A 25,723-nucleotide genomic window follows, 5' to 3' on the forward strand; every position below is an offset into this window, starting at 1 on the left:
CGAAATTAACCGCGCATTTGCAGATATTGGGCGTGCAGACGGTCGATTTGCGGCGCCAGCGCGTCGAGACCGCCGTTATTGTCGATGACATCGTCGGCTGCCGCCAGCCGTTCGGCCCGGCTGGCCTGGGCCGCCATGATGGCGCGTACTTGCGTTTCGGACAGATTATTGCGGGCCATGACGCGGGCGATCTGCACGTCTTCGCGACAGTCTACCGCGAGTATGCGCGACACCCTGTCACGCCACGTTCCCGACTCCACCAGCAGCGGCACCGCGTACATCACGTAGTCGCCAGTGGCGGCCTCGGCAGCAGCGAGCGCGCCGGCGCGGATGCGCGGGTGCAGGATTGCTTCGAGCGTGGCTTTTGCTTTGGCATCGGAAAACACCAGCGCGCGCATGCGGGGACGGTCGAGTGCGCCATTGGCATCGGCAAACTCGGCGCCAAACGCGGCGATGATGGCCGGCATCGCCGCGCCGCCCGGCGCGGTCAGGCTGTGGGCGATGACGTCGGTATCGACAATCGAGGCGCCGCGTGCGGCAAACAGGTCGGCCACGGTGCTCTTGCCGCTGCCGATGCCGCCCGTCAGGCCGACTGCAAAAGTGCCCGTCATCGCAGCACCGGGTACAGGATGGCGCTGACATCGGCCAGCGGCGCGCGGTACAGGAAGCAGGTCAGGCCCGAGGCCGCCAGGTATGGGCCGAACGGAATCTGGTAGTCGAGCCCGCGCCGGTTGAGGACCATCAGCACGATGCCGACCACCGAACCCACCAGCGAGGCCATCAGCACGATGGCCGGCAACATGGTCCAGCCGAGCCAGGCGCCGAGGGCGGCCAGCAGCTTGAAGTCGCCATAGCCCATGCCTTCGCGCTTGCGCAGCAGTTTGTAGGCCCAGTAAATCGACCACAGCACCAGGTAGCCGGCGGCCGCGCCGATCACCGCGCTTTCGAGCGAGACATAGGTGGCGTTCAGATTGAGCAGCAAGCCGGCCCACAGCAGCGGGTAGGTCAGGTCGTCGGGCAACAGCTGGGTATCGAAGTCAATAAAGGTGAGCGCGACCAGCATATACAGCAGCAGCAAGCCGCCCAGTCCCTGCCAGCCGCTGCCGAACTGCCACACCACCAGCGCCGACAGCGCGGCCGTCAGCAATTCCACCAGCGGGTAGCGCGCCGAGATCGGCGCCTTGCACTGGCTGCATTTGCCGCGCAGCGCCAGCCAGCTGATGACCGGGATGTTTTCCAGCGCCGTGATCTGGTGGCCGCAGTGCGGGCAGGCCGAGCGTGGCGCTACCAGGCTGTACCGGGTGGTGTGGCGCGGCGGCTTTCCGGCTTCTTCATCGCAATAATTGTCCGACTCGCGCTGCATCATTTGCGGCAGGCGGTGAATCACGACGTTGAGGAAGCTGCCGATCAAGAGGCCGAACAGCCCGGCGATCAGGCTGATGACAAGCTCGCCGGCGGGAGCGAACAGCAGGGACGGTTGCAGCATGAGTGAGTAGATTTCCTGAAAAATTGGTCGATTGATGACCCCAGCGCATATTAAAGCATGGCCGAAGACGCGCCAGTCAAATTTGCCCCACCCTGGGGCAGTTTCTCCCCCGTACGAGATATGGGCGTAACCAAAAGTTAATGGCAAGGTGGCGGAACTGATCTGGTTGGAGCTTCGATTGCCGACTTCCTTACCCCCACCGCTATGGCTGGCAGGCTGCCTGTTGCTGGGACTATTTCTCTGCCTGATGCTGGGCTTGCTGTGCCACAACCGCTGGTGCAAGACCATGTGCCGCCGCCGCGACCTGCTGGCGCAACTGGCCGAGCGCGAACGCCTGGCCTGCGACGTCCACGACGCGCTGCTGCAAGGCATGCAGGGGATCCTGCTGAGCTTTCAAAGCGTGGGCCAGCGTTTTCCCGCCGGCAGCGCCGAGCGCGCAGCCATCGAACACCTGCTCGACCAGGGCGACGCCGCCCTGGCCGATGGCCGCCAGCGCCTACAAGCGCTGCGTCCACCTATAAAAGGCGGAAACACCAAAAACGCTGGCTGACCTGCGCAGCCTGGTCCCAGTCGCAGCCTCAGCCGAACAACGCGGCCAGGCCGTTTCTGACAACGCAGCCAATCCGCTTACACCACCGAACCCAGCTTGAAGATCGGCAAATACATGGCAATCACCAGCCCGCCGATCAGCACGCCCAGGATCACCATTATGGCCGGCTCCATCAGGCTCGACAGCGAGGCCACGGCCTCGTCCACTTCTTCCTCGTAAAAGTCGGCCACCTTGCCCAGCATGGCGTCGAGCGCGCCCGATTCTTCGCCGATCGACACCATCTGCGTGACCATATTCGGGAACACGTCGGCGTTCTGCATGGCTGCGGTGAGGCTGGTTCCCGTGCTCACTTCATTCTGGATGCGGCGCGTGGCGTCCGCATAGACGGCGTTGCCGGCCGCACCGCCCACCGAGTCGAGCGACTCGACCAGCGGCACGCCGGCAGCAAACATGGTGGACAGGGTGCGGGTCCAGCGCGCAATCGTGGCCTTGCGCACCACCTCGCCAAAAACGGGCACGCGCAGGATCAGCCGGTCCATGGCGCGCTGCATCGGCACCGAGCGTTTCCAGGTGCGGAAGAACAACCAGATGCCGAAGCCAAGACTACCAAAAATTACATACCACCAGTTCACGAAGAATTCCGAGAGCGCCATGACGAACAGCGTGGGGGCGGGCAGGTTGGCGCCGAAGCTGGCAAATACTTCCTTGAACGCAGGCACCACCCAGATCATGATCACGGCGGTGACGATGAAAGCGACCGCCAGGATCGAGATCGGGTACATCAGCGCCGACCGGATCTTGGCCTTCATGGCCAGCGTCTTTTCCTTGTAGATGGCCAGCCGGGTGAGCAGGTCTTCCAGGATGCCAGCCTGTTCGCCGGCGGCCACCAGGTTGCAGAACAGCGCGTCGAAGTACAGCGGGAATTTGCGGAACGCCTGGTTGAGGCTGGTGCCGGTCTCGATATCGGCGCGCAAATCCAGCACCAGCTTGGAGACCGACGGATTGGAATGGCCCTTGCCGACGATATCGAACGCCTGCAGCAACGGCACACCGGCTTTCATCATGGTGGCCAGCTGGCGCGTAAACAGGCTGATGTCCTTTTCCTTGATGCGCTTGCCGCTGCGGTAGGTTTTCTTGCGCACCTTGGTAACCATGATGCCCTGGCGCCGCAAGGTGACGTTGACCACGGCTTCGCCGCCGGCGCGCAGTTCGCCGCGCACGGTCTTGCCGGTCTTGTCCTTGCCTTCCCACGCAAAAATGGTTTCCTTGACCTGGTTGCCGGTGTTTGCCATGGGTCGCAGTCCTATTCGTTGGTGCAGCCGAGTACTTCTTCAAGGCTGGTCATGCCTTGCCTGACCTTGAGCAGCCCCGACTGCCGCAGCGATTTCACGCCTTCGAGCTGGGCCTGGGCGGCGATCTGCATGGCGTTGCCGTGGGCCAGGATCAGCGCTTCGATGGCCGGCGTGATCGGCATGATCTGGTAGAGGCCCACGCGTCCCTTGTAGCCGCCGCCGTTGCAGCGCTCGCAGCCGATCGGACCGTACGGCTTCCAGGTGCCATCGAGGTCGGCGGGCTGGAAGCCGGCCTTGATCAGCAAGTCCGCAGAAATGTCCACCGGCTGCTTGCACACGCACAGCCGCCGGGCCAGGCGCTGGGCCGTGATCAGGGTCACCGACGAGGCGATATTAAACGGCGCCACGCCCATGTTCATCAGCCGGGTGAGAGTGGACGGTGCATCGTTGGTATGCAGCGTGGAAAACACCAGGTGGCCGGTTTGCGCAGCTTTTACTGCGATATCGGCGGTTTCGAGGTCGCGGATCTCGCCGACCATGATGATGTCCGGGTCCTGGCGCAGGAACGATTTCAATGCCACCGGAAACGTCAGTCCCGCCTTGTCGTTGACGTTGACCTGGTTGACGCCGGGCAGGTTGATCTCGGCCGGGTCTTCGGCGGTGGAGATATTGATGCCGGGCTTGTTGATCACGTTCAGGCACGTGTACAGCGACACCGTCTTGCCCGAGCCGGTGGGCCCGGTCACCAGCACCATGCCGTACGGGCGGTGGATGGCGTCCATCAGCAGCGCCTTTTGTTCAGGCTCGTAGCCGAGCGCGTCGATGCCCATCTGCGCCTGGCTGCCGTCCAGGATACGCATTACGGTTTTCTCACCGAACAGCGTGGGCAGCGTGGAGACGCGCAGGTCGATGGTGCGGGTAGGCGAGGCCACCAGGCGCATGCGGCCGTCCTGCGGCACCCGTTTTTCGGAAATGTCGAGCTTGGCCAGCACCTTGATGCGCGACACCAGCTTGTCCTTGATCGACACCGGCGGCTGCGCATGCTCGATCAGCACGCCATCGACGCGAAAGCGCACCCGGTAGAATTTTTCAAACGGCTCGAAGTGCAGGTCGGATGCGCCCATGGTGACGGCGTCAAGCAGCATCTTGTTGAGAAAACGTACGACCGGCGCATCTTCCACTTCGTTGGCGGCAGCGGTGTCGGCCGCGCTGGCCGGCGCTTCTTCTTCCTCGGCAAACTGGAAGTCCGTCTCCGGGCCGGCCAGGTCGGCGATGCTCTGCTCGGCGCTGCGCCCGAACCGCGCCAGCAGCTGCAACAGCGCGTCGTGCGGCACGATCACCGGTTCCACGGTGGATTCGGTCTGGAACTTGACCTGGTCGAGCGCCTGGGTATTGGTGGGGTCGGAAATCGCCACGGCCATCTTGTTGCCGCGTTTGGCCAGCGCCACCACGCGCTGTCCCTGCATCAGCTTGGCGTCGATGGCCTTGGCGGGCAGCGCCTCGATATCGAGCATGGACACGTCGAGCAGCGGATAGGCGAAGGTTTCGGCGCAAAACGTGGCCAATGCGCGCGAGTCGATGGCGCCGCTGGCCAGCAGCACGTCGATGAACGGCTGTTTTTCGTGGTGGGCTTTCTTGTTGAGTGCCTCGGCCTGCTGCGGCGACAGGCGGCCTGCCTGCATCAGGGCGCGCGCCAGGCCCGGCATCGTAACGGTGTTCGGTAGGACTGCGGCCATGGCTGCTTCCGATGGTGGAGGGCGAACCTGTTGCCCTTCTGAATCATGCCCTCAGGCACATCCTTTGTAAAGCGCAAGGTCCGCTGGTCGAGCCGATTGTACCTCTGCTGTTGCGTGCACCCACCGGCGCACGATTCAATGGCTGCGTTTGCCGCCGGTACGTAGCAATTTGACCACTTTGATGGCTTGATCATCAGCTTCGACCACTTCGATGATGCAATTGCCAACCTTGATACTGATCGGCGCATCAGGGATGTCCTGCAATAATTCAAGCAGCATGCCGTTCAGGGTCTTGGGCCCGTCGAGCGGAAAGTCCAGGCCCAGGCGGCGGTTGGCGTCGCGCAGCGCGGTCGTGCCTTCCAGTGTGCAGGCGCCAGCGTCGTTCCAGCCGAAGGTGTCGGGCGGAGCATTGTCGGGCAGGGACGTGGTGAATTCGCCGATCATTTCCTCGATGATGTCGTCGAGCGTGACCAGGCCCTGCACCTCGCCGTACTCATCAACGATGATGCCGAGCCGCTGCTTGTTTTCCTGAAAATATTGCAGCTGGGTAAAGGCGCCGGTTTCCTGCGGAATGAAGTACGGCGGGGTAAGCAACTGGCGGAAGTGGTCGACGGTCAAATCGTCTTCCTGGTTGAGCAGCGCCACTGCCTTGCGCACGTGCAAAATCCCGACGATGCGGTTGATCTCGCCTTCATAGACGGGCAGCTTGTTGTGCTGGCAGGTGGTCAGCTCGCGCTTGATTTGCTCGACCGGCAGTTCCAGGTCCAGCGCCTCGACCTGCGAGCGCGGGGTCATGATGTCTTCGACGGTGATGGTATCGAGGTCGAACAGGTTGAGCAGGATGCTCTTGTGCTTTTGCGGAATGAAGTTGCCGCCCTCGAGCACGATCGAGCGCAGCTCCTCGGGCGAGACGCGCGCATCGTTCACCTGGCCGCCGGCCTGAGTGCGGAACAGCCGCAGGATTTGTGTGACGAACAGGTTGACAAACCAGATCACCGGCTTGAACACTGCCATCAGCGGGCGCAGCACCATGCTGGTGGGCAGGGCGATTTTCTCGGGGTAGGTGGCGCCGATCATCTTTGGCGAAATTTCCGCGAACACGATCAGCAGAAAGGCGATGCAGGCGGTGGAGACGATGATGACGTTGTCGTCGTGGCCGAAGGCCTGGATCGCGATCGACGTCACCAGCGCGGTGGCGGTGGCATTGATCAGCGTATTGGCAATGAGCACCAGCGAGAGCAGCTTGCCGGTCCGTTCGAGCAGCCAGAGGGTGGTGATGGCGCGGCGATTGCCACGTTTGGCTTCATGGCGCAAGCGATGGCGGTTGGCCGCCATGAGCGCCGTCTCCGCCATGGCGAAGAAAGCCGAAAACAAAATCAGCAGGCCGAGTGCAAGCAGCTGCACCCATAAGGGCACGGTATCCAAAGATGGCGATCGGTGGCGGAGAAGCCTCGAATTCTAAGTCACTCCCCCACCACATGCAAGTTTGTCTACAACGGTTTGCCGAGCAGGACGGTGTGGGCGGTGATGGGCGCGCCGTTTTCCTGGCGCGCTGCCAGCGCGTCGGTGGCGAGGATGGTGAAGCCGGTCGCGGTCGCCAGGCGCTGCAGGTACGGCAGCGTGTGGGCGTAGCGGTTGGATGGTTGCAACACGTAGTCGGCGCCGTCTGGTGTGCCCGCTTCGACCGAAAAGCAGAAGCGCCCGCCCGGGCGCAGCGCCTGGTGTACGGCGTCGAACACGGGCGCCAGGTCGCCGATATAGACAAAAACGTCGGCAGCCACCGCCAGGTCCCACGCCTTTTCGCGGCCGGCCAGGTAGTCCACCAGGTCGGTACAGGCGAGCTCGTTGTACAGTGCCCGTTCGGCCGCCTTGTCGAGCATCTGCTGCGACAGGTCCACGCCGTCGAGGCGGCGCGCGTACGCGTGCAGGTAGGGGCCGCACAGGCCGGTGCCGCAGCCGAGATCGACGATATCGAGCGCTTCACGATGCCCGGCGCTGCGGATCAGTGCGTCGAGCGCGGCCGGGGTGCGGTAGCCGAGCACTTCGGTCAGGTGCTGGTCGAAGTGGTTGGCGTACTGGTCGAACAGGGTGCGCACGTAGTCGCCCGGCAGCGTGGCCGGGGTTGCGCCCGCGCCCACCGAGGCCAGCGCGAAGGCGATGGTTTGCGGATCGTCGCCATGGGCCAGTGCGGCGCGGTAGGCGGCAACGGCTTCCTCGGTGCGGCCCAGAGAGCGCAGCGTATTGCCGCGATGGTAGTGCGCCAGCGCGTGGCCGGGCTTGAGCGCCAGCGCGCGGTCGTAGGCGGCCAGCGCGGCGTCGAAGTCACCGAGCTTTTGCAGGCTGGCGCCCAGCGCGCTGTGCGCCTCGGCCCATTGCGGGCGCAGTGCGATGGCCCGCTCGAAGCTGTCCACCGCAGCGGCCAGCTGGCGCAAGCCGTGCAGCGCGTTGCCACGGGCGAACCAGGCGTCGGCGTAGCGCTCGCGCAGGTCCAGCGCATCCTCGGCCGCACCCAGGGCCTCGGCGTAGCGGCCCATTTCCTGCAGCACGATGGCGCGGTTGCAGTGCGCTTCCGGGTAGTTGGGGTGGAGGGAGACGGCGCGCTGGTAGCTGTGCAGCGCCTCGTCATGGCGCCGCAACTGGCGAAGGGCGTTGCCGCGATTGCTCCACGCCATGGCGTAGTCGGGTTGCAGCGCGATGGCGCGCTCGTGGCTGTCCAGCGCCTCCTGCGCCCGGCCCGCATCCATCAGCGCCACGCCCAGGTTGGCGTGGGCCTTCGGCTGTGCCGGATCGACCGCGATTGCCTGCGCGATCAATGCGATGGCGCCGGCCGCATCGCCCTGCTGGCGCGCGATCACGCCCAGCAGGTGCAGGGCGTCGAACTGCTGCGGGTCGAGCGCCAGCACTTGCCGGTACAGCGCCTGCGCGGGCGGCAGCTGGCCTTGCTGTTGCAATTGCACGGCCTGGCGCAGCAGGGAGGCGGTCAACGCCGGGTGAGAGGTGGTCATGGTGCGCATCTTAGGGGGCTTTGCCGGGCGCGGCAAGCACGGCGCCCCCGGGGTGGCCTCAGCTGCCGCGATAGGTCGAATACGCCCACGGCGAGACCACCAGCGGCACGTGGTAGTTCTGCTCGGCGTCGGCGACGCCGAAGGCGATGGTCACTTCGTCAACGAAGCGTGGCTCGGGCACCTGCACGCCCTGCGCCGCAAAATAATCGCCGGCAGCGAATACCAGCTCGTATTTGCCTGCGGTGAGCTGTTCGCCCGCCAGCAGCGGCGTGGCGCAGCGCCCGTCCGCATTGGTGACATCGGTGGTGAGCAGGGTGCGGCCCTCTGCGTTGACCGCGTAAAGCGCCAGCTTGACGCCGGCGCCGGGCTTGCCCTGGGTGATATCGAGTACGTGCGTGCTGAGTTTGCCCATGGCGGTAGTGTCCTATATCGGTGAATGACAAGCGGCTATCGTGTAAATCATATACCGGCGCGCGCCGGCGCCTATATGATTAAGGATATATTCCCCATACCCCGGCCCGCGTTCCCGCACAAACCTATGAGCACTTACGACAACTACCCGCGCGACCTGATCGGCTACGGCCGCACCCCGCCCCACGCCCGCTGGCCCGGCGGCGCCCGGGTGGCGCTGCAATTCGTGCTCAATTACGAGGAGGGTGGCGAAAACAGCGTGCTGCACGGCGACGCCGGCTCCGAGACCTTCCTGTCCGAGATCATCGGCGCCGCCTCGTTCCCCGACCGCCACATGAGCATGGAGTCGTTGTACGAATACGGTTCGCGCGCCGGCCTGTGGCGCGTGCTGCGCCTGTTCGAGGACCGCAAGCTGCCGCTGACCGTGTTTGGCGTGGCGATGGCGCTCAAGCGCCACCCGGAGGCTGTCGCCGCCTTCCAGTCGCTGGGCCACGAGATCGCCTGCCACGGCCTGCGCTGGATCAGCTACCAGAACATGGACGAAGCCACGGAGCGTGCCCACATGAAAGAAGCCGTGGACATCATCCGCGCGCTCACCGGCAGCGCGCCGCAAGGCTGGTACACGGGCCGTGACTCGCCCAACACGCGCCGGCTGGTGATGGAACATGGCGGCTTCGCATACGACGCCGACCACTATGGCGACGACCTGCCATTCTGGCAGCAGGTGGTTCACACGGGCGCCGATGGCCAGCCGACCACTGCACCGCAACTGATCGTGCCCTACACGCTCGACACCAACGACATGCGCTTTGCCGCCGCCCAGGGCTTCAATTCGGGCACGCAGTTCTTCGACTATCTGAAAGATGCGTTCGACGTGCTGTATGCCGAAGGCGACCCGGCGGGCCTGAACGCGCCCAAGATGCTGTCGATCGGCCTTCACTGCCGCATCGTGGGCCGGCCGGCGCGGCTGGCCGCGCTGGCGCGCTTCCTCGACTATGTGCAGGGCCACGAGCAGGTGTGGATCACGCGCCGCATCGATATCGCCGACCACTGGCGCTCCACCCATCCTTTTGCAGCCTGAGGCCAAGATGTCCGAACCGATCCGCTTTTACTTCCGTGGCACCGTGCGCGAATTTGCCGGTGGCGCACCTACCCGCACCGTGCTCCAGCACCTGCGCGAAGACCTCCATTGCACCGGCACCAAGGAAGGCTGCGCCGAAGGCGATTGCGGCGCCTGCACCGTGGTGGTCGGCAGCTTGAACGCCACTGGCCAGCTTGAAATGAAGGCGGTCAATTCCTGCATCCAGTTCGCGCCCACGCTCGACGGCAAGGCGCTGTTTACTGTCGAAGACTTGCAGCAGCAGGACGGCGCGCTGCACCCGGTGCAGCAAGCCATGGTGGAGTGTCACGGTTCCCAGTGCGGCTTCTGTACCCCCGGTTTCGTGATGTCGCTGTGGGGCATGTACCTCGACAAAAACGGCCAGCCGGCACAGCGCCGCGAGATCGATGACTGCCTGTCCGGCAACCTGTGCCGCTGCACCGGCTACCGTCCCATCATCGACGCCGCCCACCGCATGACCGAACTGCCGGCCGTCACCTTCGACCGCGCCGCGCTCACCGCACAACTGCAAGCGCTGCAACGCGACGCGGGCACCAGCTACACAGCCCACGGCCGCACCTTTTACGCGCCGCACACGCTGGCGGAACTCGTCGCCCTGCGCGCCGCTCATCCGCAAGCCACGCTGCTGGCCGGCTCCACCGACATCGGCCTGTGGGTGACCAAGCAGCTGCGTGAACTGGGCGACATCATCTACCTGGGCCACGTCACTGCGCTGCAAACGGTGACGGAGCAGGGCGACATGCTGGAAATCGGCGCCGGGGTCTCGCTCGAAGACGCCTACAACGCGCTGTGCGAGCTGTATCCGACGCAGCTGGGCGAATTGCGCCAGCGTTTTGCGTCGCTGCCGATCCGTAACGCCGGCACCCTGGGCGGCAACGTCGCCAACGGCTCGCCGATCGGCGACTCGATGCCGTGGCTGATCGCGGTGGGCAGTGAAGTGGTGCTGCAAGGCCCGGCGGGCCAGCGCGTGCTGCCGCTCGAAGCGTTCTACCTCGACTACCAGAAAAAGGATCTGCGGACCGACGAAATCGTCGCTGCCGTGCGGGTGCCGCTGCCGCGCGAGAATGTCCAGTTCCGCACCTATAAGCTGGCTAAGCGCTTCGACCAGGATATCTCGGCCGTGTGCGCGGCGTTTGCGTTCACGCTCGACGGCGACCAGATCATCGACGCCCGCATCGCCTACGGCGGCATGGCCGCCACGCCGCGTCGCGCACCGCGCGCCGAAAGTGCGCTCACCGGCCTGCGCTGGAATGAAGCCAACCTGCGGGTGGCGATGGATATGCTGGCGCAGGATTTCAAACCGCTGTCCGACATGCGCGCCTCCGGCACCTACCGCATGCAGACCGCGCAAAACCTGCTGCGCCGGTTCTGGTTCGAGACGCGCCTCGAGGCGCCGCTCGGCAACGAGTCGGTCAATGCCTTCGCTTTCAAAGACGCCAGGGAGTCCGCATGAACCAGCCCACCGCCCCCAACCGCGTGCGTGAAGCAGGCTGGCAAGCCGTCGGCATCCCGCGCAAGCACGAATCGGCCGAGCTGCATGTGCTGGGCCAGGCCACGTACACCGACGACATCCCCGAGCTGCAAGGTACCGTGCACGCGGCGCTGTGCTTGTCGTCGAAAGCGCACGCCAATATCAAAAGCATCGACCTGGCGCCAGTGCGCACATCAGGCGGCGTGGTGGCCGTGTACACGGCGGCCGACATCGTCGGCACCAACGACTGCGGCCCGATCATCCATGACGATCCGATCCTGTCCGCCGGCGAAGTGCTGTACGTGGGCCAGCCGATCTTCATCGTGGTGGCCGACACCCACGACAACGCCCGCCGCGCCGCGCGCCGCGCCGTGATCGACTACGAGGAGCTGCCGGCCATCCTCACGCCGCAGGAAGCGAAAGCCGCGCAATCGTACGTGCTGCCACCGATGGCACTCAAACGCGGCGATTTCCAGACCGCGTTCGACCTGGCGCCGCGCGTGGTAAAAGGCAAACTGTTCGTGGGCGGCCAGGAGCAGTTTTACCTCGAAGGCCAGATCGCCTACGCGATACCGAAGGAAGATCATGGGATGCTGGTGCAATGCTCCACCCAGCATCCGAGCGAAATGCAGCATGTGGTGGCCCATGCGCTGGGCGTGCACTCGCACAAGGTGCAGGTCGAATGCCGCCGCATGGGCGGTGGCTTCGGCGGCAAGGAGTCGCAGTCGGCGCTGTGGGCCGCTGCTGCCGGCATCGCTGCCGCCAAGCTGAAACGCCCGGTCAAGCTGCGCGCCGACCGCGACGACGACATGCTGGTCACCGGCAAGCGCCACTGCTTCTACTACGAGTACGAAGTGGGCTACGACGATACCGGCAAGATCCTGGCCGCCAAGGTGGACATGACGCTGCGTGCCGGTTACTCGGCCGACCTGTCCGGCCCCGTGGCCACGCGTGCGGTCTGCCACTTCGACAACACCTATTATCTGTCGGACGTGGAAATCCTGGCCGGCTGCGGCAAGACCAATACCCAGTCCAACACCGCGTTCCGGGGCTTCGGCGGACCGCAGGGCGCGATCGCCATCGAATACATCATCGACGACATCGCCCGCAACCTGGGGCGCGATGCGCTCGATATCCGCCGCGTCAATTTCTATGGCCGTGCCGAGCGCAATATCACGCCCTACGGCCAGGAGATCGTCGATAACGTCATCGAAGCATTGACCGCCGACCTGGAACGCAGCAGCGCCTACCGCGCGCGCCGCGCCGCCATCGACGCCTTCAATCAAACCAGCCCGGTGCTGAAAAAAGGGCTGGCGCTCACGCCGCTCAAATTCGGCATCGCCTTTAACGTCACCCACCTGAACCAGGCCGGCGCGCTGGTGCACGTGTATGTCGATGGCTCGGTGCTGGTCAATCACGGCGGCACCGAGATGGGGCAGGGCATCAACACCAAGGTGATGCAGGTGGTGGCGCACGAACTGGGCGTCTCCATGGAAAACCTGCGGGTGACCGCCACCGATACCAGCAAGGTGTCGAACACGTCGGCCACGGCCGCCTCCACCGGCGCGGATTTGAACGGCAAGGCCGCGCAGGACGCCGCGCGCCAGATCCGCGAACGCCTCACGGCTCACGCCATAAAGCTGTATGGCGCCGACGACGGCCAGCCGGTGCGCTTCGCGGACAACGCCGTACACGTCAACGGCCACGTCGTGCCATTCCCCGAGCTGGTACAAAAAGCCTACCTGGCGCGGGTGCAGCTGTGGTCCGACGGCTTCTATGCCACGCCGGGCCTGCACTGGGATCCGAAAACCATGAACGGCCATCCGTTCTCGTACTACGCGTATGGTGCGGCGGTGTCCGAAGTGGTGGTCGATACGCTGACCGGCGAATGGAAGCTGCTGCGCGCCGACGCCCTGTACGACGCCGGCCGCTCGCTCAACCCGGCCATCGACATCGGCCAGGTGGAGGGCGCCTTCATCCAGGGCATGGGCTGGCTCACCACCGAACAGCTGTGGTGGAATGGCGCCGGCAAGCTGATGACGCACGCACCGTCCACCTACAAGATCCCCGGCATCTCGGACTGCCCGGAAGACTTGCGCGTCACGCTGTACCAGAACGACAACGTCGAGGACAGCATCCACCGCTCGAAAGCCGTGGGCGAGCCGCCGCTGCTGCTGCCGTTCTCGGTGTTTTTTGCGATTCGCGACGCGATTTCCAGCGTGGGCGGCCACCGCGTCAACCCGCCGCTCAACGCCCCGGCCACCAGCGAGGAAATCCTGCGCGCGGTGTCCATCGTCGAACTCGGGGCCTGAGATGAATGCGTGGCTGACCAACGTGGACGAGCCGGCGGTGCTGGTGACGGTGGCCATCGTCGAGGGTTCCGGCCCGCGCGAGACCGGCGCCAAAATGCTGGTCACGCGCGCCCGTCAGCTCGACACCATCGGCGGCGGCCACCTGGAACTGTGCGCTGTGGACCTGGCCCGCGCCATGCTGGACGACCCTACTGCCGGCGCCACCCGGCTCGAACGCTACGCGCTCGGCCCCACGCTGGGCCAGTGCTGCGGCGGCGTGGTGCACCTCGCGTTCGAGGTGGTCGATGATGCGCTGCGCGCCGTGCTGGCCGGGCTGCGCGCCCGGACGCGCGAAGACTGCTGGCGCTTGAGCGCTATCGACGGTGCACCGGCAGCGCTGCTGCTGGATGCCGGCGGCGTTGTGATTGCCGGGGGGGGCGCGGCACCATCCTTGGACGCTGCCACCCCGATCGGCATGATAGGCGCGAAGTCCGGCACTCGTATGCCGGACTTCAGCACGACGGCCGGCGCGACCACTTCCGCAACTTCCGGCACCACCATCGTGGTCCGCGACGTAACCGGCCGCCGCTGGCTGCTCGACGTCTGCCCGGCGCCGCGCGCCCACCTGCTGCTGTTCGGCGCCGGCCACGTGGGCGCCGCCATCGTCCGCACGCTGGGCGAGCTGCCGTGTACCGTCACCTGGATCGACGAACGCGAAGACATGTTCCCCGCTACCGTGCCGGCCAACGTCACGGTGGAAGCAACCGACACGCCCGAGGCGCTGGTGGCGCGCGCGTCGGACGGCGCCAGCTACCTGGTGCTCACCCACAGCCACGCGCTCGACCAGCGCCTGTCCGAAGCCATCCTGGCGCGCCCGCACGTGGGTTGGTTCGGCCTGATCGGATCCTCCACCAAACGGGTACAATTCGAGCGGCGCCTGGCTGCGCGCGGCATCGCGCAGGACCGCATCGCCGCCATGGTGTGCCCGATCGGGCTGCCCGGCATTACCAGCAAGCTCCCGGCCGCCATCGCCGCCTCCGTGTGCGCGCAATTGCTGATGGTCTGGGAGGCGCAATATCCGCAACCTCGGCAAAGTCAGCAACCCCGGCAACACCAACGCATCACCGCTTAATTTCAGAAAGACCCCTATGTCCACCACCGACCTGCAAGCCTACCGTGGCAGCTTGCTGCACTTTCTCGCCGATCCGGCCTTCAGCGACAACGCGCATGCCTGGCATGAAGACGGCCTGTTGATCGTCGCCGATGGCAAGGTCCAGGCGGCGGGCGACTATGCCACCTTGCACGCCACGCTGCCGCCGGGGACCACGGTGCACGACTACAGCGGCAAGCTGCTCATGCCCGGCTTTATCGATACCCACATCCACTACCCGCAAACCGACATGATCGCGTCGCCGTCGGAAGGGCTGCTGCCGTGGCTGGAGACCTATACGTTTCCGGTGGAGCGCGGCTTCGAAGACCCGGTCCACGCGGCCGGCGTGGCCGAGTTTTTCCTCGACGAGCTGCTGCGCTGCGGCACCACCACCGCCATGGTGTACTGCACCGTGCATCCGCAGTCGGTGGACGCGTTCTTCACCGCCAGCGAAGCGCGCGGCTTGCGCATGGTGGCCGGCAAGGTCCTGATGGACCGCAACTGCCCGGAGTTCTTGCGCGACACGGCGCAGGGCGGCGCGCGCGATACCGAAGCCCTGATCAACCGCTGGCATAACCGTGGCCGCTCGCAGTACGCGATCACGCCGCGCTTCGCGCCCACGTCCACCAACGAGCAATTGCACCTGGCCGGCGAGCTGGCGCGCGCGTACCCGGACACCTATATCCAGACCCATGTCTCGGAAAATGAAGCCGAATGCGCGTGGGTGCGCGAACTGTTCCCGCAGTCGCGCAGCTACATCGACGTGTACGACAGCTACGGCATGCTGCGCCCGCGCGCCATGTACGGCCACTGCATCTGGCTTGACGAAACCGACCGCCGGCGCATGGCGGAAACCGGCGCGGCGGCGGCGATCTGCCCCACGTCGAACCTGTTCCTGGGCAGCGGGCTGTTCGACTTCGAGCGCGCCGACCAGGCGGGCATGCTGGTATCGCTGGCCACGGACGTGGGCGGCGGTACGTCGTTCTCGATGTTGCAAACCATGAATGAAGCCTATAAAGTAGCGCGCTTGAAGGGCAGCCACCTGCCGGCCTTGCGGATGTTTTACCTGGCCACGCTGGGCGCGGCGCGCGCCATGCAGCTCGAGGGCACGATCGGCAATTTTGCTCCGGGCGCGGAGGCCGATTTCATCGTCGTCGATCCGCAGGGTACGCCGCTGTTGCAGCGCCGCTCCAGCAGCGTCGCCAGCCTGGAGGAACTGCTGTTCGCGCTGGCGCTGCTGGGCGACGACCGGGCGATTGCCGCCACGTATTCGGCCGGCCGCCGGGTCCACGTCCGCACTTGATTCACTTACCTTGGGAAGCACCATGCACAAACACTTCGTCAGTTCCAAAGCCCTGGCCATCCCATTGGCTGTCGCCATGCTGTGCGGCGCGCCGCTGGCCGCGCAAGCCGCAAGCAATGAAGCGATCACCAGCAATGTGTTTGCCTCGATGGTGGCGGGCAAGGATCCCAAGCTGGCCGAACTGACCATGTTCTTCACGCTGATGCCCAAGGGTGGCGACCTGCACCACCATTATTCCGGCGCGCTGTACGCCGAGCAGTACCTGCGCTGGGTGGACAAGGAAGGCTTCTGCGTCAACAAGGCCGGCTACACCATCAACGTCGATCAGGCGGTCGCCAAGGCCGAACGCGCCAGGCCGCTGGCCGAACGCGCGTGCCTGTCGGGCGAAGACAGCCTGCAGGACAATACTTTCCTGGCCAACCTGCTGCAGCGCTGGTCCGACAAGGATTACCACAACCACGGCGCCATCCAGAACCCGCCCGACCGCCAGTTCTTCGACACCTTCGCCTATTTCAACCCGGTCGCGTCCACCAATACCGCCGAGGGCCTGCAAACGCTCAAGCGCCGCGCCATCGAGGAAAACCTCAGTTACATCGAAACCATTTTCGAGATCGCGCCGATTGCCCAGGACACCAGCTTTGACGACAAGGCGCGTTTGGGTACCGTCACCGACGCCGACCTGGCAGCGTACATGAACAAGCTCGAAGGCGACCAGGCGTTCAACGGCTGGATCGCCGCGTACCTGGACAACGTGAAGAAATCGGGCGCCGGCATCGACGACCAGGATTTCACGCTGCGCTACCAGCCATTCGCGCTGCGCTTCCTCACGCCGTCGCAGGTGTTCTCGCAAATGGTGTCGAGCTTTAAACTCGCCACGGCCAGCCCGATGATCGTCGGCGTGAACATCGTCGGCCAGGAAAGCACCCACGTGTCGATGCGCGACTACGCGCTGCACATGAAAATGTACGGCTTCCTGAAAGCGAAGTATCCGGCCGTGAAACTGGCGCTGCACGCGGGCGAGCTGTCGTTGGGCATGGTGGAACCGGAAGGTTTGAAATTCCACATCAAGGATGCGCTCGACGTGGCCGGCGCCAGCCGCATCGGCCACGGCATGGACATCGTCCACGAGCACGATCCGCTCGGCATCATGAAAAAAATGCGTGATCGGAACATCGCGGTCGAGGTCAATTTGAGCAGTAACGACTTTATTTTGGGCATCAAAGACCAGGAACACCCGGTCACCCTGTTCCGCAAATATGGCGTGCCGTTCGTGCTCAGCACTGACGATGCCGGCGTTTCGCGCAACAACCTGTCGGGCGAATTCGTGCTGTTCGCGTCGCGTTACCAGCCGACATATGGCGAGGTGAAGAAACTTTCGTACGACAGCATCCGTTATTCTTTCCTGGCTGATGCAGACAAACAACGCTTGTTGAAAGCTTTAGACGGCAAATTCGACAAATTTGAAGCCGATATTGCCAAGGCGCAACCGAAGCAAAGGCGCTGATCCGGCGTTGAAAACAGCGGGTGTGTGGCGCAACGTCCACACCCGCAGGTACTTTGTCATAAATATTTCCCCCCGCACCACAGCCACACGCTGTTGTCACTCCTACCTTTATTTCCTTCCACTGGATATATCTTTTTTACCAAATGTGGCCCACAAGCTACACAATTCCGCGAAGCAGCGCTGGGTTGATGCTTATTTGGTAATGAATGGATTTCACGTGAGAACCGCTGACTTATAATTTTGCCTGTTTTTGACGGGACGATCGTGACGACCAGATTTTCAGCGTTTTTTGCAGCTCATTTATAGTTTTTCGATCTGAATCTTTAAGGTAAAACGTATTTGTCAGCGATTTTTGGTTAATGCATAGTCCGATTAAATGATCCAAAAAGGCAAGTTTTTTTCCTTGCCCGGAGCTTGTCCCCGTCACAGCCCTGACATATTTCACCGCTACACTCACCCGCTGCACGTTTGTGCCGGGTGGACTTGGACGGTCTGACCAGTTGCAGCAAACGTAAGAGGGAGATCCCTGCCACGAGCAGGTTTCGACAAAAGGAAACCGTGAAAAACCGTAGCGAGCGGCCTGGTATCGACTCGAGTAGCGGAAGCGTACGAAAGTACGCTGAGCAACGCAGAGACGATAGCGGGACGCGCAGTAGGTTTTCCGGGGTTTCCATAACTATTAGTCTTTTTTGGGGTTATACAATGATCAATCACAAACGGCTCAAGCTGACGCAAATTGCGTTCAGCCTGTCTATCGCGCTTGCGACAGTTCCAGCCATGGCTCAGAACACGACGTCGTCGATCGCCGGCCGCATTTCGGCTGGTGACGGCAAGCCTGCCGCTGGCGCGACCGTTACCATCGTCCACACCGAGTCCGGCACCAGCACCAAGGTGGTGACCGATGCCGAAGGCCGCTACCTGCAGCGCGGCCTGCGTACCGGTGGTCCGTACACGATCATCATCTCCAAGGATGGCGTTGAAGAAAAGCGCGACAATGTGTACACGCAGCTGGCGGAAACCGCCACCGTGGACGCAACCCTCGGCGCGCAAATGCAAGTCGTGACCGTGGCCGGCTCCGCCGCCCGTTCCGAAAAATTCTCGAAAACCAATATGGGCGCCGGTACCAGCATCAGCGCGACCGAACTGGCGATCCAGGGTTCGATCAACCGCAACCTGCAAGACTACGCCCGCAGCGACCCGCGCGTTTCGCAGACCGATAAAGACCGTGGCGAAATGTCCGTCGCCGGCCAGAACTCGCGCTACAACTCGCTGACCATCGACGGCGTGGCCGTGAATGACACCTTCGGCCTGGAAGCGAGCGGCTCGCCGACCTCCAAGCAGCCGATCTCGATCGAAGCGATCCAGTCGGTGCAGGTCAACGTGGCCAACTACGACGTGACCCAGAAGGGCTACATCGGCGGCAACATCAACGCCGTCACCAAGTCCGGCACCAACACCGTCAAGGGCAGCGTGTACTACGTGTTCCGTGACGACAAGCTGGCCGGCGACCGTTACAACCAGACCACCGGCGAATACTTCGCCCCGCCTGCATCGAAGGACACCACCAAGGGCGTGACCCTGGGCGGTCCGATCATCAAGGACAAGCTGTTCTTCTTCGCCAACTACGAAAAGCTGGAATCGTCGCGCACCACGCCGGCCTTCGGTCCGATCGGCAGCAGCCTGACCAACGTGGCGATCTCGCCAGCGGCCATCAGCCAGGCGCAAACCATTGCCCAGGGCTATGGCATCGACATCGGCGGTAATGAAGTACCCACCGGCACCAAGCTGGACGTAACCGACAAGCTGCTCAAGCTGGACTGGAACATCAACGACGACCACCGCCTGATGGTGCGTTACTCGAAGACCGAGCAGTCGGAACCGGTCTTCCCGAACATTACCAGCAGCGCCCTGTCGCTGAACTCGCAGTGGTACGCCACCGAGAAAAACATCGAGACCAAGGTTGCGCAACTGACCTCGGACTGGACCCCGACCTTCTCGACCGAGTTCAAGGCATCGCAACGCGATTACCAGAGTGTTCCTGCCAACAACTCGACGCTGCCAGCGGTCAGCCTGTCGTTCAACGGCGCGCTGCCGGCCGGCCTCACCAACGTGCCAGCGAGCCGTTCGCTGAACTTCGGTACCGAGCCTAGCCGCCAGTTCAACAATCTGAACACCAAGACCCTGGACCTGTACGGTGGCGCCAACTGGACCGTGGGCGACCATGAAATCAAGTTCGGTGGCGACTATGCCAAGAACGAGATCTTCAACGCGTTCCTGCAAAATACCTACGGTAACTATTCGTTCGGCTGCCAGAACGCCAACGTCCCGGCGGCTAGCACGGCGTACCCAGATCCGACCAAGAACCCGGCCTACATCACCTACCAGTTCAATAATAGCGCCGCCAACTTCAACTGCGGTACGGCCACCGCCGCCCAAGTGGAACAGGCTGTGCTGGAGAACTTCCGCCGCGGTCGTCCAACCACCTACACGCTGCTGACCGCCTCGGCCGGCAACACGCTCGAGCAGAACGCCGCCGCCAACTTCACCATGAAGAACACCGGCCTGTTCCTGCAGGACGTATGGACCGTCAACCCGCAACTGACCCTGAGCTACGGCCTGCGGGTTGACCGTGCCAGCATCCCTGAGCGCCCAACCCAGAATGCGACCGTGGCCCAGGCGGTCGGTCCGGTCAATGCTGCTGGCCGCCAGACCGGTGGCTTCGGCATCGACAACACCGTCACCTTCGACGGCCAGACCCTGTGGCAGCCGCGCGCCGGCTTCAACTTCAAGTTCGACACCCCGCGCCAGACCCAGTTGCGTGGCGGCGCCGGCCTGTTCCAGGGCGCGGCAGCGACCGTATGGCTGGCCAACCCGTTCCAGAACAATGGCGTAGCAACCCGCACCCTGTCGTGCGGTTCGTCCACCAGCCCTTGCTCGACCGCCGATGGCGGTTTCAATCCAGCTGTCGGTGTAGCGCCAGGCACGCTGGCAGCCTCCACCCCGGTACCGCCGATCGACGCCCTGGCCCCAGGCCTGCGCCAGCCGTCGGTATGGAAAGCCAACATCGCGCTGGACCACGAACTGCCATGGTATGGCATCGTGCTGGGCGCGGAACTGCTGCGCACCCAGGTGCGTGACGCCATCTACTACCAGAACTACAACCTGGGCGCGGCCACCCGCACCGGTACCGACGGCCGTTCGCTGTACTACACCGCCGCCGGCTACAACGGCGCGTGCTGGAATGCCAGCGGCACCGCCATCACCTCGGGCACTTGCAGCACCTTCCGCAACAAGGCAGGCAGCAATGCCTCGTTCGGTAACGTCCTGGTCGCCACCGGCACCAACAAGGGCTACAGCAACGTCGCCACCGTGTCGCTGTCGCGTCCGATGTCGAGTGGCTATAGCTGGTCGCTGGCGTACTCGTACACCGAAGCGAAGGAAGTGTCGCCACTGACCTCGTCGACCTCGAACTCGACTTTCAGCGGCCGTTCGGTATTCAATCCGAACGAAGAAGTGTCGGCCAACTCGAGCTACCTGGTCAAAGACCGTATCAGCGCGGTGCTGAACTTCCAGAAGCGTTTCTTCGACAATTACAAGACCACGTTCGGTCTGTTCTACGAAGGTCGTTCGGGCAAGCCATACAGCTGGACCATCAACAACGACTTGAACGGCGACTCGATCTCGGGTAACGACCTGATGTACATCCCGTCGGCGCCAGGTTCGGGCCAGGTGGTGTTCGTGGGCGATACCCCGACCAACAACGCCAACGAAACCAAGTTCTGGAACATCGTGAACAGCAACAAGGCGCTGAAACAGGCAGCCGGTGGCGTGGTCGGTCGTAACACCGACTTCTCGCCATGGACCAACAGCTTCGACATGCGCATTGCCCAGGAAATCCCGAGCTTCTTCAGCGGTCATAAAGCTGTCTTCACGTTCGATATCTTCAACGTCGGCAACTTGCTGAACAAGAAGTGGGGCCGTATCAATGAAGTGCTGTTCCAGGGCGGCGGCGCGCAAGCACGCAGCTTCGTGGACTATGCCGGTCTCGATGCCCAGGGTCGTTACCGTTACCAGGTGCGCGAGAACGTCGAAAACCTGGAAGTACGCCAGGCCAAAGGCGAATCGCAGTGGGCCGTTCAAGCGACTGTGAAGTACGAATTCTAAGTTCGTAACACCTCCTTGAAACACGGAACGGCCGGTGGCGACACCGGCCGTTTTTTTATGCCCGAACTGCTTTGTAACGTATTATTCCAGCGAGCTTTTACGCTGTTCCCGGCCTGCTTTTGCGCGGTACAATAATCGATTCCGACACGCCTGGACTGCAATGAACTTATCTCTTCGTCCGGTGGCCGCGATCGTGCTGGCCGCCTCCCTGGCGGCCTCGCTGTCAGCTTGTTCGACGCGCCTGCCGGCGCCGTCCGCTGCTCCGGTTTCTGCTTCCGTTGCCACTTCTAACCTGGTGCAGATCGAGCTGGTCACGCTCAACGATTTCCACGGCAACCTCGAGCCCAGCAAGTACGTGTGGGACAGCGCCAAAGGCGGCGGTCCGCGCACCATCGAGGCGGGCGGCATCGACACCATCGGCGCTGCCTTGCAGGCATGGCGCCGCGAGGATCCGCAACTGCTGCTGGTCGGCGCCGGCGACCTGGTGGGCGCCAGTCCCGCCATCTCGTCAATGTGGGCCGACGAGCCCACCATCGGCGCCATGAATTTGCTGGGCCTGCGCGCCAGCTCGGTGGGCAACCACGAGTTCGATGCCGGCCGGGTGGAACTGCTGCGCCAGCAGATGGGCGGCTGCAAGTCGCCGCGTGCCGACAAGGCCTGCAAGTACGCACCGGACTTCGGTGGCGCCAAATTTTCGTACCTGGCCGCCAACGTGATCGACACCGCCACCCGCAAGCCGTTGCTGCCCGCTTATAAAATCGAGACGGCCCATGGCGTCAAGGTCGCCTTCATCGGCACCGTCCTGAAAAGCACCGCCGAGGCGGCGCTGGCCTCCGGCATCGCCGGCCTCGAATTCATCGACGAAGCGGACGCCATCAACCGCCAGCTGCCCGAGCTGCGCCAGCAGGGCGTGGGCGTATTCGTGGCGCTGGTGCACCAGGGCGGCAGCACGGTGGAAAAATTCGACCAGCCCGATTGCAGCAAGCTGACCGGCCCCGTGGTCGATATCGTCAAGCGCCTCGATCCGGCCGTGCGGCTCGTGGTCAGCGGCCACTCGCATAAAGGTTACCTGTGCCAGGTCGATGGCCGCACCGTCACGCAGTCGGACATGGGCGGCCACGTGCTGGGCCGCATCGCGCTCACCGTCGATACGCAAACCAACACGCTCAAGGACATCCGCGCGCGCCAGGAGGTGATGGTGCCCGGCAAATGGCCGAAAGATCCGCAACTGGCGGCATACCTGGAGACCGCGCGGGAGCGCAGCGCGGCGCTGCTGGCGCACCCGGTGGCGCGCCTGGCGGTACCCAGCGTGGTGCGCAAGCGCGCCGACAGCGGCGAGTCCGCGCTCGGCGACCTGGTGGCCGATTCGGTGCTGCAGGCGGGCCGTCCGTTCGGCGTGCAGATCGGCTTCATGAACAACGGCGGCATGCGCCAGGATCTCGATACCGACAACGGCCGCGCCAGCGTGGGCCAGACCCGCATGGTGCTGCCGTTCGGGAACACGCTGGTGGTGATGAACCTCAAGGGCTGGCAAATTCTCGACCTGCTCGAACAGCAGTGGAGCGGCGGGCGCGAAGACATTCGCGGCCTGCTGCAAGTGTCCGAGGGCTTTACTTACCAGTGGGATGCGCGGCGTGGCGACGGCAGCAAGGTGGTGCCGGGCAGCGCCAAGCTGAATGGCAAACCGCTCGACCGCGAAGCGTCGTACCGCGTGATGGTCAATAACTTCCTGGCCGAAGGCGGCGACGGCTTCCCTATGTTTGCCAATGGCCGCAACCGCACCGATACCGGTATCCGCGATATCGATGCCCTCAACGATTACCTGGTCAAGCGCGAACAGGCCGGCAAACCCGCCGGCGCCGCCCAGCCACAACAGCGCTACCAGCGCCTGCAATAGGAGTTACCCATGCGTCGAGTTTTACTGTCCGTCCTCGTGCCAGCGCTGCTGGCTGCCACCGGCGCTGCGCGCGCCGAGTTTTCCATTCCCGGTTTCGAGCTGGTGCAAACCTCGCCGGCCGAAACGGTGTTGCGCAATCCCGATCTGCGCGACCCGGTCACGGTGTGGAGCGAGATGTTCGACAACGCCAAGAAGGAAATCGTGATCGGCCAGTTCTACGCCGTCACCAAGCCTGGCAGCGCGTTCGAAAAAGTGGTGGAACGCCTGGCTGCCGCCGGCCAGCGCGGCGTCAAGATCCGCTTCCTGATCGACCAGAAGGGCGTGGGGCTGTCGGAAGCGGCCACGCTGGACCGCCTGAAAGCGATTCCGAACCTGGAGCTGCGCATCCTCGATTTTTCCAAGCTGACCGGCAACGGCATCATCCACGCCAAGTACCTGGTGGTCGATGGTAAAGAGGCCTTTATCGGCAGCCAGAACTTCGACTGGCGCGCGTTCGAGCATATCCACGAAACGGGACTGCGCATCACCGACGCGAAAATCGTCGGCGAGGTGCTGGCCGTGTTCAACCAGGACTGGCGCGCCCAGGGCCTGCTGGCCAAGGGCGGCAAGGTGCCCGAGGTGAACAAGAAAGTGGTGGCGGCCGACTACCGCCAGGACGCCTACCTGCTGGCCAGCCCCAACAAGTACAACACCCGTGGTATCGGCGACTCCGAAAGCGGTCTGCCTGCGCTGCTGGCCGACGCCAAGACCGAGGTACGGGTGCAACTGCTTGACTACGCGCCGGTCAGCTATGGTCCCAACGGCACCCGTCCTTATTACGCGGTGATCGACAACGCCGTGCGCGCCGCCGCCAACCGCGGCGTGAAGGTCAAGCTGATGGTCTCGAACTGGAACCTGGAGCAGCCGGCGCAAGCGTACCTGAAAAGCCTGGCGGTACTGCCCAACGTCGAGATCCGCGTGGTGACCTTGCCGATGTCGTCGAGCGGCTTCATTCCGTTCGCGCGCGTCATCCACAGCAAGACCATGGTGATCGACAACCAGGTCGCCTGGGTGGGCACCAGCAACTGGGCCGGGGGCTACATGGACCTGTCGCGCAATTTCGAGGTGGTGATGCGCAACGAGAAAATGGCCGAGCGCCTGGCCGCCACGCAAGAGCAGATCTGGACGTCGCCGTACGCGCAGCCGCTCAACATCAACAAGCAGTATCCGAAACCGGTCAAGGGTAAAGCAGAATGAAGCAATTTATGAAAAAGCAGCTCCCATTGATCCTGGCGCTGTCCGGCGCCTTCGTCTCGTTCAACGCGCATGCCTGGGGCAACGATGGCCACCGCGCGGTGGGCGCGATCGCCGACCAGCTGCTCAAGGGCAGCAATGCGCAGCAGCACGTGCAGGCGCTGTTGCTGCCGGGCGAGAGCCTGGAAAAAATCTCCACCTGGGCCGACTGCGTGAAGGGCACGTACTGCGGTCCGCAAAGCGCCGAGATGACCTCGTACGTGGCGGCCAATCCCAAGCACAGCGAATACCACTACACCGACGTGCCGTTCCAGCTGCCGAGCTACCACGACCACGGCGTGGGCACGGCCGAAGACGATATCGTGCAGACGGCCAAGCAGTGCATCGCGGTCCTGCAGGGCAAGGCCGATGCAACGACCAACCCGCACAACTTCACGCCGCGCCAGGCATTGTTGATCCTCACCCACCTGGCCGGCGACATTGCCCAGCCGCTGCACGTGGGCGCCGGTTTCGTTTCCAGCGACGGCAAGTTCGTGGTGCCCACCCAGGCCCAACTGGACGCCGGCGAAGTGTTCGACGCGCGCGGCGGCAACAACCTGCTGCTCGACGACGTCAAGCTCACTGCCACCAGCGACAAGCTGATCCCGGCCGCGCCGGTGGAAGAGACCAAGCCTGCGGGGGCACCCGCCCGCGCACCGCAAACCACGCGCCCGTTCCACTCGTACTGGGACACCACGGTGGTCAACTACGCGTTCCGCCGCATCGGCGCGCGCACGCCTGAGCAGTTCGCCAAGCTGGTCATCGCCGGCAACCCGACGGTGGTGTCGGCCAAGGGCGACCTGGCTACCTGGCCGTATCAATGGGCGGACCAGTCGCTGGCGATTTCCAAGGTGGCCTACGCCGACGTGACGGTGGGTGCGGCGACGAAGCAGACCAGCAAAAGCACGGGCGAGAGCTATAACGTGTGGGCGCTGGCGATGCCGGACAATTACCCGGTCCCCAGCTCGGCCATCGCCAGGCAGCAGCTCACGCAGGGCGGGTACCAACTGGCGGCGGTGCTGAAAGCAATCTGGCCGTAAGCGCCGGCGTTTGCGCCGTCACCCCGTCCCG

18 protein-coding genes are annotated in these 25,723 nt (G+C 63.9%); 11 read left to right on the forward strand and 7 right to left on the reverse strand.

Features of this window, described 5'->3' with window-relative positions:
* Positions 1-5: 5 nt before the first annotated feature.
* Entirely contained in the window at positions 6-611 is a 606-nt protein-coding gene (gene coaE / locus F8197_RS23170; RefSeq protein ID WP_056137602.1) for a dephospho-CoA kinase, read from the reverse strand.
* Positions 608-1,486, reverse strand: a complete 879-nt coding sequence (locus tag F8197_RS23175) for an A24 family peptidase (protein ID WP_152883914.1) — start codon at positions 1,484-1,486, stop codon at positions 608-610. The genes coaE and F8197_RS23175 overlap by 4 nt, the downstream gene beginning before the upstream one ends.
* A gap of 178 nt (positions 1,487-1,664) precedes the next feature.
* On the opposite strand from F8197_RS23175, the gene F8197_RS23180 reads away from it, so the two are divergent.
* Positions 1,665-2,036, forward strand: a complete 372-nt coding sequence (locus tag F8197_RS23180; protein ID WP_152883916.1) for a histidine kinase — start codon at positions 1,665-1,667, stop codon at positions 2,034-2,036.
* Between the two features lie 77 nt (positions 2,037-2,113).
* Here F8197_RS23180 and F8197_RS23185 read toward each other — a convergent pair whose 3' ends face one another.
* The 5 genes from F8197_RS23185 to uraH form a co-directional block, all read right to left on the reverse strand.
* Positions 2,114-3,328, reverse strand: coding sequence for a type II secretion system F family protein (locus F8197_RS23185; protein ID WP_056137599.1), 1,215 nt, complete (start codon positions 3,326-3,328; stop codon positions 2,114-2,116).
* A gap of 11 nt (positions 3,329-3,339) precedes the next feature.
* Complete coding sequence (gene pilB, locus F8197_RS23190) at positions 3,340-5,064, reverse strand: type IV-A pilus assembly ATPase PilB (RefSeq protein ID WP_152883918.1); 1,725 nt, start codon at positions 5,062-5,064, stop codon at positions 3,340-3,342.
* A 135-nt stretch (positions 5,065-5,199) separates the two neighbouring features.
* Positions 5,200-6,489, reverse strand: coding sequence for an HlyC/CorC family transporter (locus tag F8197_RS23195; protein ID WP_026637221.1), 1,290 nt, complete (start codon positions 6,487-6,489; stop codon positions 5,200-5,202).
* Between the two features lie 65 nt (positions 6,490-6,554).
* The gene (locus tag F8197_RS23200; RefSeq protein ID WP_227012377.1) at positions 6,555-8,069 is read right to left on the reverse strand and encodes a tetratricopeptide repeat protein; all 1,515 of its coding nucleotides are present in this window, start codon (positions 8,067-8,069) and stop codon (positions 6,555-6,557) included.
* Positions 8,070-8,127: 58 nt separating this feature from the next.
* Entirely contained in the window at positions 8,128-8,481 is a 354-nt protein-coding gene (gene uraH / locus F8197_RS23205; RefSeq protein ID WP_056137596.1) for a hydroxyisourate hydrolase, read from the reverse strand.
* A 126-nt stretch (positions 8,482-8,607) separates the two neighbouring features.
* On the opposite strand from uraH, the gene puuE reads away from it, so the two are divergent.
* The 10 genes from puuE to F8197_RS23255 all read left to right on the forward strand — a co-directional run bounded on the left by puuE (position 8,608) and on the right by F8197_RS23255 (position 25,692).
* The gene (gene puuE / locus F8197_RS23210) at positions 8,608-9,561 is read left to right on the forward strand and encodes an allantoinase PuuE (protein ID WP_152883921.1); all 954 of its coding nucleotides are present in this window, start codon (positions 8,608-8,610) and stop codon (positions 9,559-9,561) included.
* Positions 9,562-9,568: 7 nt separating this feature from the next.
* Positions 9,569-11,053 carry a xanthine dehydrogenase small subunit gene (gene xdhA, locus F8197_RS23215; RefSeq protein ID WP_152883923.1) on the forward strand — a complete coding sequence of 495 codons (1,485 nt, stop codon included), beginning with the start codon at positions 9,569-9,571 and terminating at the stop codon, positions 11,051-11,053.
* A complete protein-coding gene (gene xdhB, locus F8197_RS23220) occupies positions 11,050-13,383 on the forward strand; it encodes a xanthine dehydrogenase molybdopterin binding subunit (RefSeq protein ID WP_152883925.1) in 2,334 nt (777 codons plus the stop codon). The genes xdhA and xdhB overlap by 4 nt, the downstream gene beginning before the upstream one ends.
* A 1-nt stretch (position 13,384) precedes the next feature.
* Positions 13,385-14,494: a xanthine dehydrogenase accessory protein XdhC gene (gene xdhC, locus F8197_RS23225; RefSeq protein ID WP_152883926.1), complete on the forward strand. Its 1,110-nt coding sequence runs from the start codon at positions 13,385-13,387 to the stop codon at positions 14,492-14,494.
* A gap of 16 nt (positions 14,495-14,510) precedes the next feature.
* Positions 14,511-15,815 carry a guanine deaminase gene (gene guaD, locus F8197_RS23230; RefSeq protein ID WP_152883928.1) on the forward strand — a complete coding sequence of 435 codons (1,305 nt, stop codon included), beginning with the start codon at positions 14,511-14,513 and terminating at the stop codon, positions 15,813-15,815.
* A 22-nt stretch (positions 15,816-15,837) separates the two neighbouring features.
* Positions 15,838-17,319 carry an adenosine deaminase gene (locus tag F8197_RS23235; protein ID WP_193333544.1) on the forward strand — a complete coding sequence of 494 codons (1,482 nt, stop codon included), beginning with the start codon at positions 15,838-15,840 and terminating at the stop codon, positions 17,317-17,319.
* Between the two features lie 777 nt (positions 17,320-18,096).
* Entirely contained in the window at positions 18,097-21,483 is a 3,387-nt protein-coding gene (locus F8197_RS23240) for a TonB-dependent receptor (protein ID WP_308937351.1), read from the forward strand.
* A 160-nt stretch (positions 21,484-21,643) separates the two neighbouring features.
* Positions 21,644-23,380: a bifunctional UDP-sugar hydrolase/5'-nucleotidase gene (locus F8197_RS23245; protein ID WP_152883931.1), complete on the forward strand. Its 1,737-nt coding sequence runs from the start codon at positions 21,644-21,646 to the stop codon at positions 23,378-23,380.
* Positions 23,381-23,389: 9 nt separating this feature from the next.
* A complete protein-coding gene (locus tag F8197_RS23250) occupies positions 23,390-24,616 on the forward strand; it encodes a phospholipase D-like domain-containing protein (protein ID WP_152883932.1) in 1,227 nt (408 codons plus the stop codon).
* Between the two features lie 8 nt (positions 24,617-24,624).
* Positions 24,625-25,692, forward strand: a complete 1,068-nt coding sequence (locus F8197_RS23255; RefSeq protein WP_227012378.1) for a S1/P1 nuclease — start codon at positions 24,625-24,627, stop codon at positions 25,690-25,692.
* Positions 25,693-25,723: the final 31 nt, after the last annotated feature.

Source organism: Duganella sp. FT27W (assembly GCF_009295655.1).
Classification (GTDB): Bacteria; Pseudomonadota; Gammaproteobacteria; order Burkholderiales; family Burkholderiaceae_D; genus Rugamonas; species Rugamonas zoogloeoides.

Bases quoted from the DNA above. Each gene is read 5' to 3' on its own strand.
- coaE (WP_056137602.1), bottom strand. From the start codon at position 611: ATGACGGGCACTTTTGCAGTCGGCCTGACGGGCGGCATCGGCAGCGGC.
- F8197_RS23175 (WP_152883914.1), bottom strand. From the start codon at position 1,486: ATGCTGCAACCGTCCCTGCTGTTCGCTCCCGCCGGCGAGCTTGTCATC.
- F8197_RS23185 (WP_056137599.1), bottom strand. From the start codon at position 3,328: ATGGCAAACACCGGCAACCAGGTCAAGGAAACCATTTTTGCGTGGGAA.
- pilB (WP_152883918.1), bottom strand. From the start codon at position 5,064: ATGGCCGCAGTCCTACCGAACACCGTTACGATGCCGGGCCTGGCGCGC.
- F8197_RS23200 (WP_227012377.1), bottom strand. From the start codon at position 8,069: ATGACCACCTCTCACCCGGCGTTGACCGCCTCCCTGCTGCGCCAGGCC.
- uraH (WP_056137596.1), bottom strand. From the start codon at position 8,481: ATGGGCAAACTCAGCACGCACGTACTCGATATCACCCAGGGCAAGCCC.
- puuE (WP_152883921.1), top strand. From the start codon at position 8,608: ATGAGCACTTACGACAACTACCCGCGCGACCTGATCGGCTACGGCCGC.
- xdhA (WP_152883923.1), top strand. From the start codon at position 9,569: ATGTCCGAACCGATCCGCTTTTACTTCCGTGGCACCGTGCGCGAATTT.
- xdhB (WP_152883925.1), top strand. From the start codon at position 11,050: ATGAACCAGCCCACCGCCCCCAACCGCGTGCGTGAAGCAGGCTGGCAA.
- xdhC (WP_152883926.1), top strand. From the start codon at position 13,385: ATGAATGCGTGGCTGACCAACGTGGACGAGCCGGCGGTGCTGGTGACG.
- guaD (WP_152883928.1), top strand. From the start codon at position 14,511: ATGTCCACCACCGACCTGCAAGCCTACCGTGGCAGCTTGCTGCACTTT.
- F8197_RS23235 (WP_193333544.1), top strand. From the start codon at position 15,838: ATGCACAAACACTTCGTCAGTTCCAAAGCCCTGGCCATCCCATTGGCT.
- F8197_RS23240 (WP_308937351.1), top strand. From the start codon at position 18,097: ATGGCTCAGAACACGACGTCGTCGATCGCCGGCCGCATTTCGGCTGGT.
- F8197_RS23245 (WP_152883931.1), top strand. From the start codon at position 21,644: ATGAACTTATCTCTTCGTCCGGTGGCCGCGATCGTGCTGGCCGCCTCC.
- F8197_RS23250 (WP_152883932.1), top strand. From the start codon at position 23,390: ATGCGTCGAGTTTTACTGTCCGTCCTCGTGCCAGCGCTGCTGGCTGCC.
- F8197_RS23255 (WP_227012378.1), top strand. From the start codon at position 24,625: ATGAAAAAGCAGCTCCCATTGATCCTGGCGCTGTCCGGCGCCTTCGTC.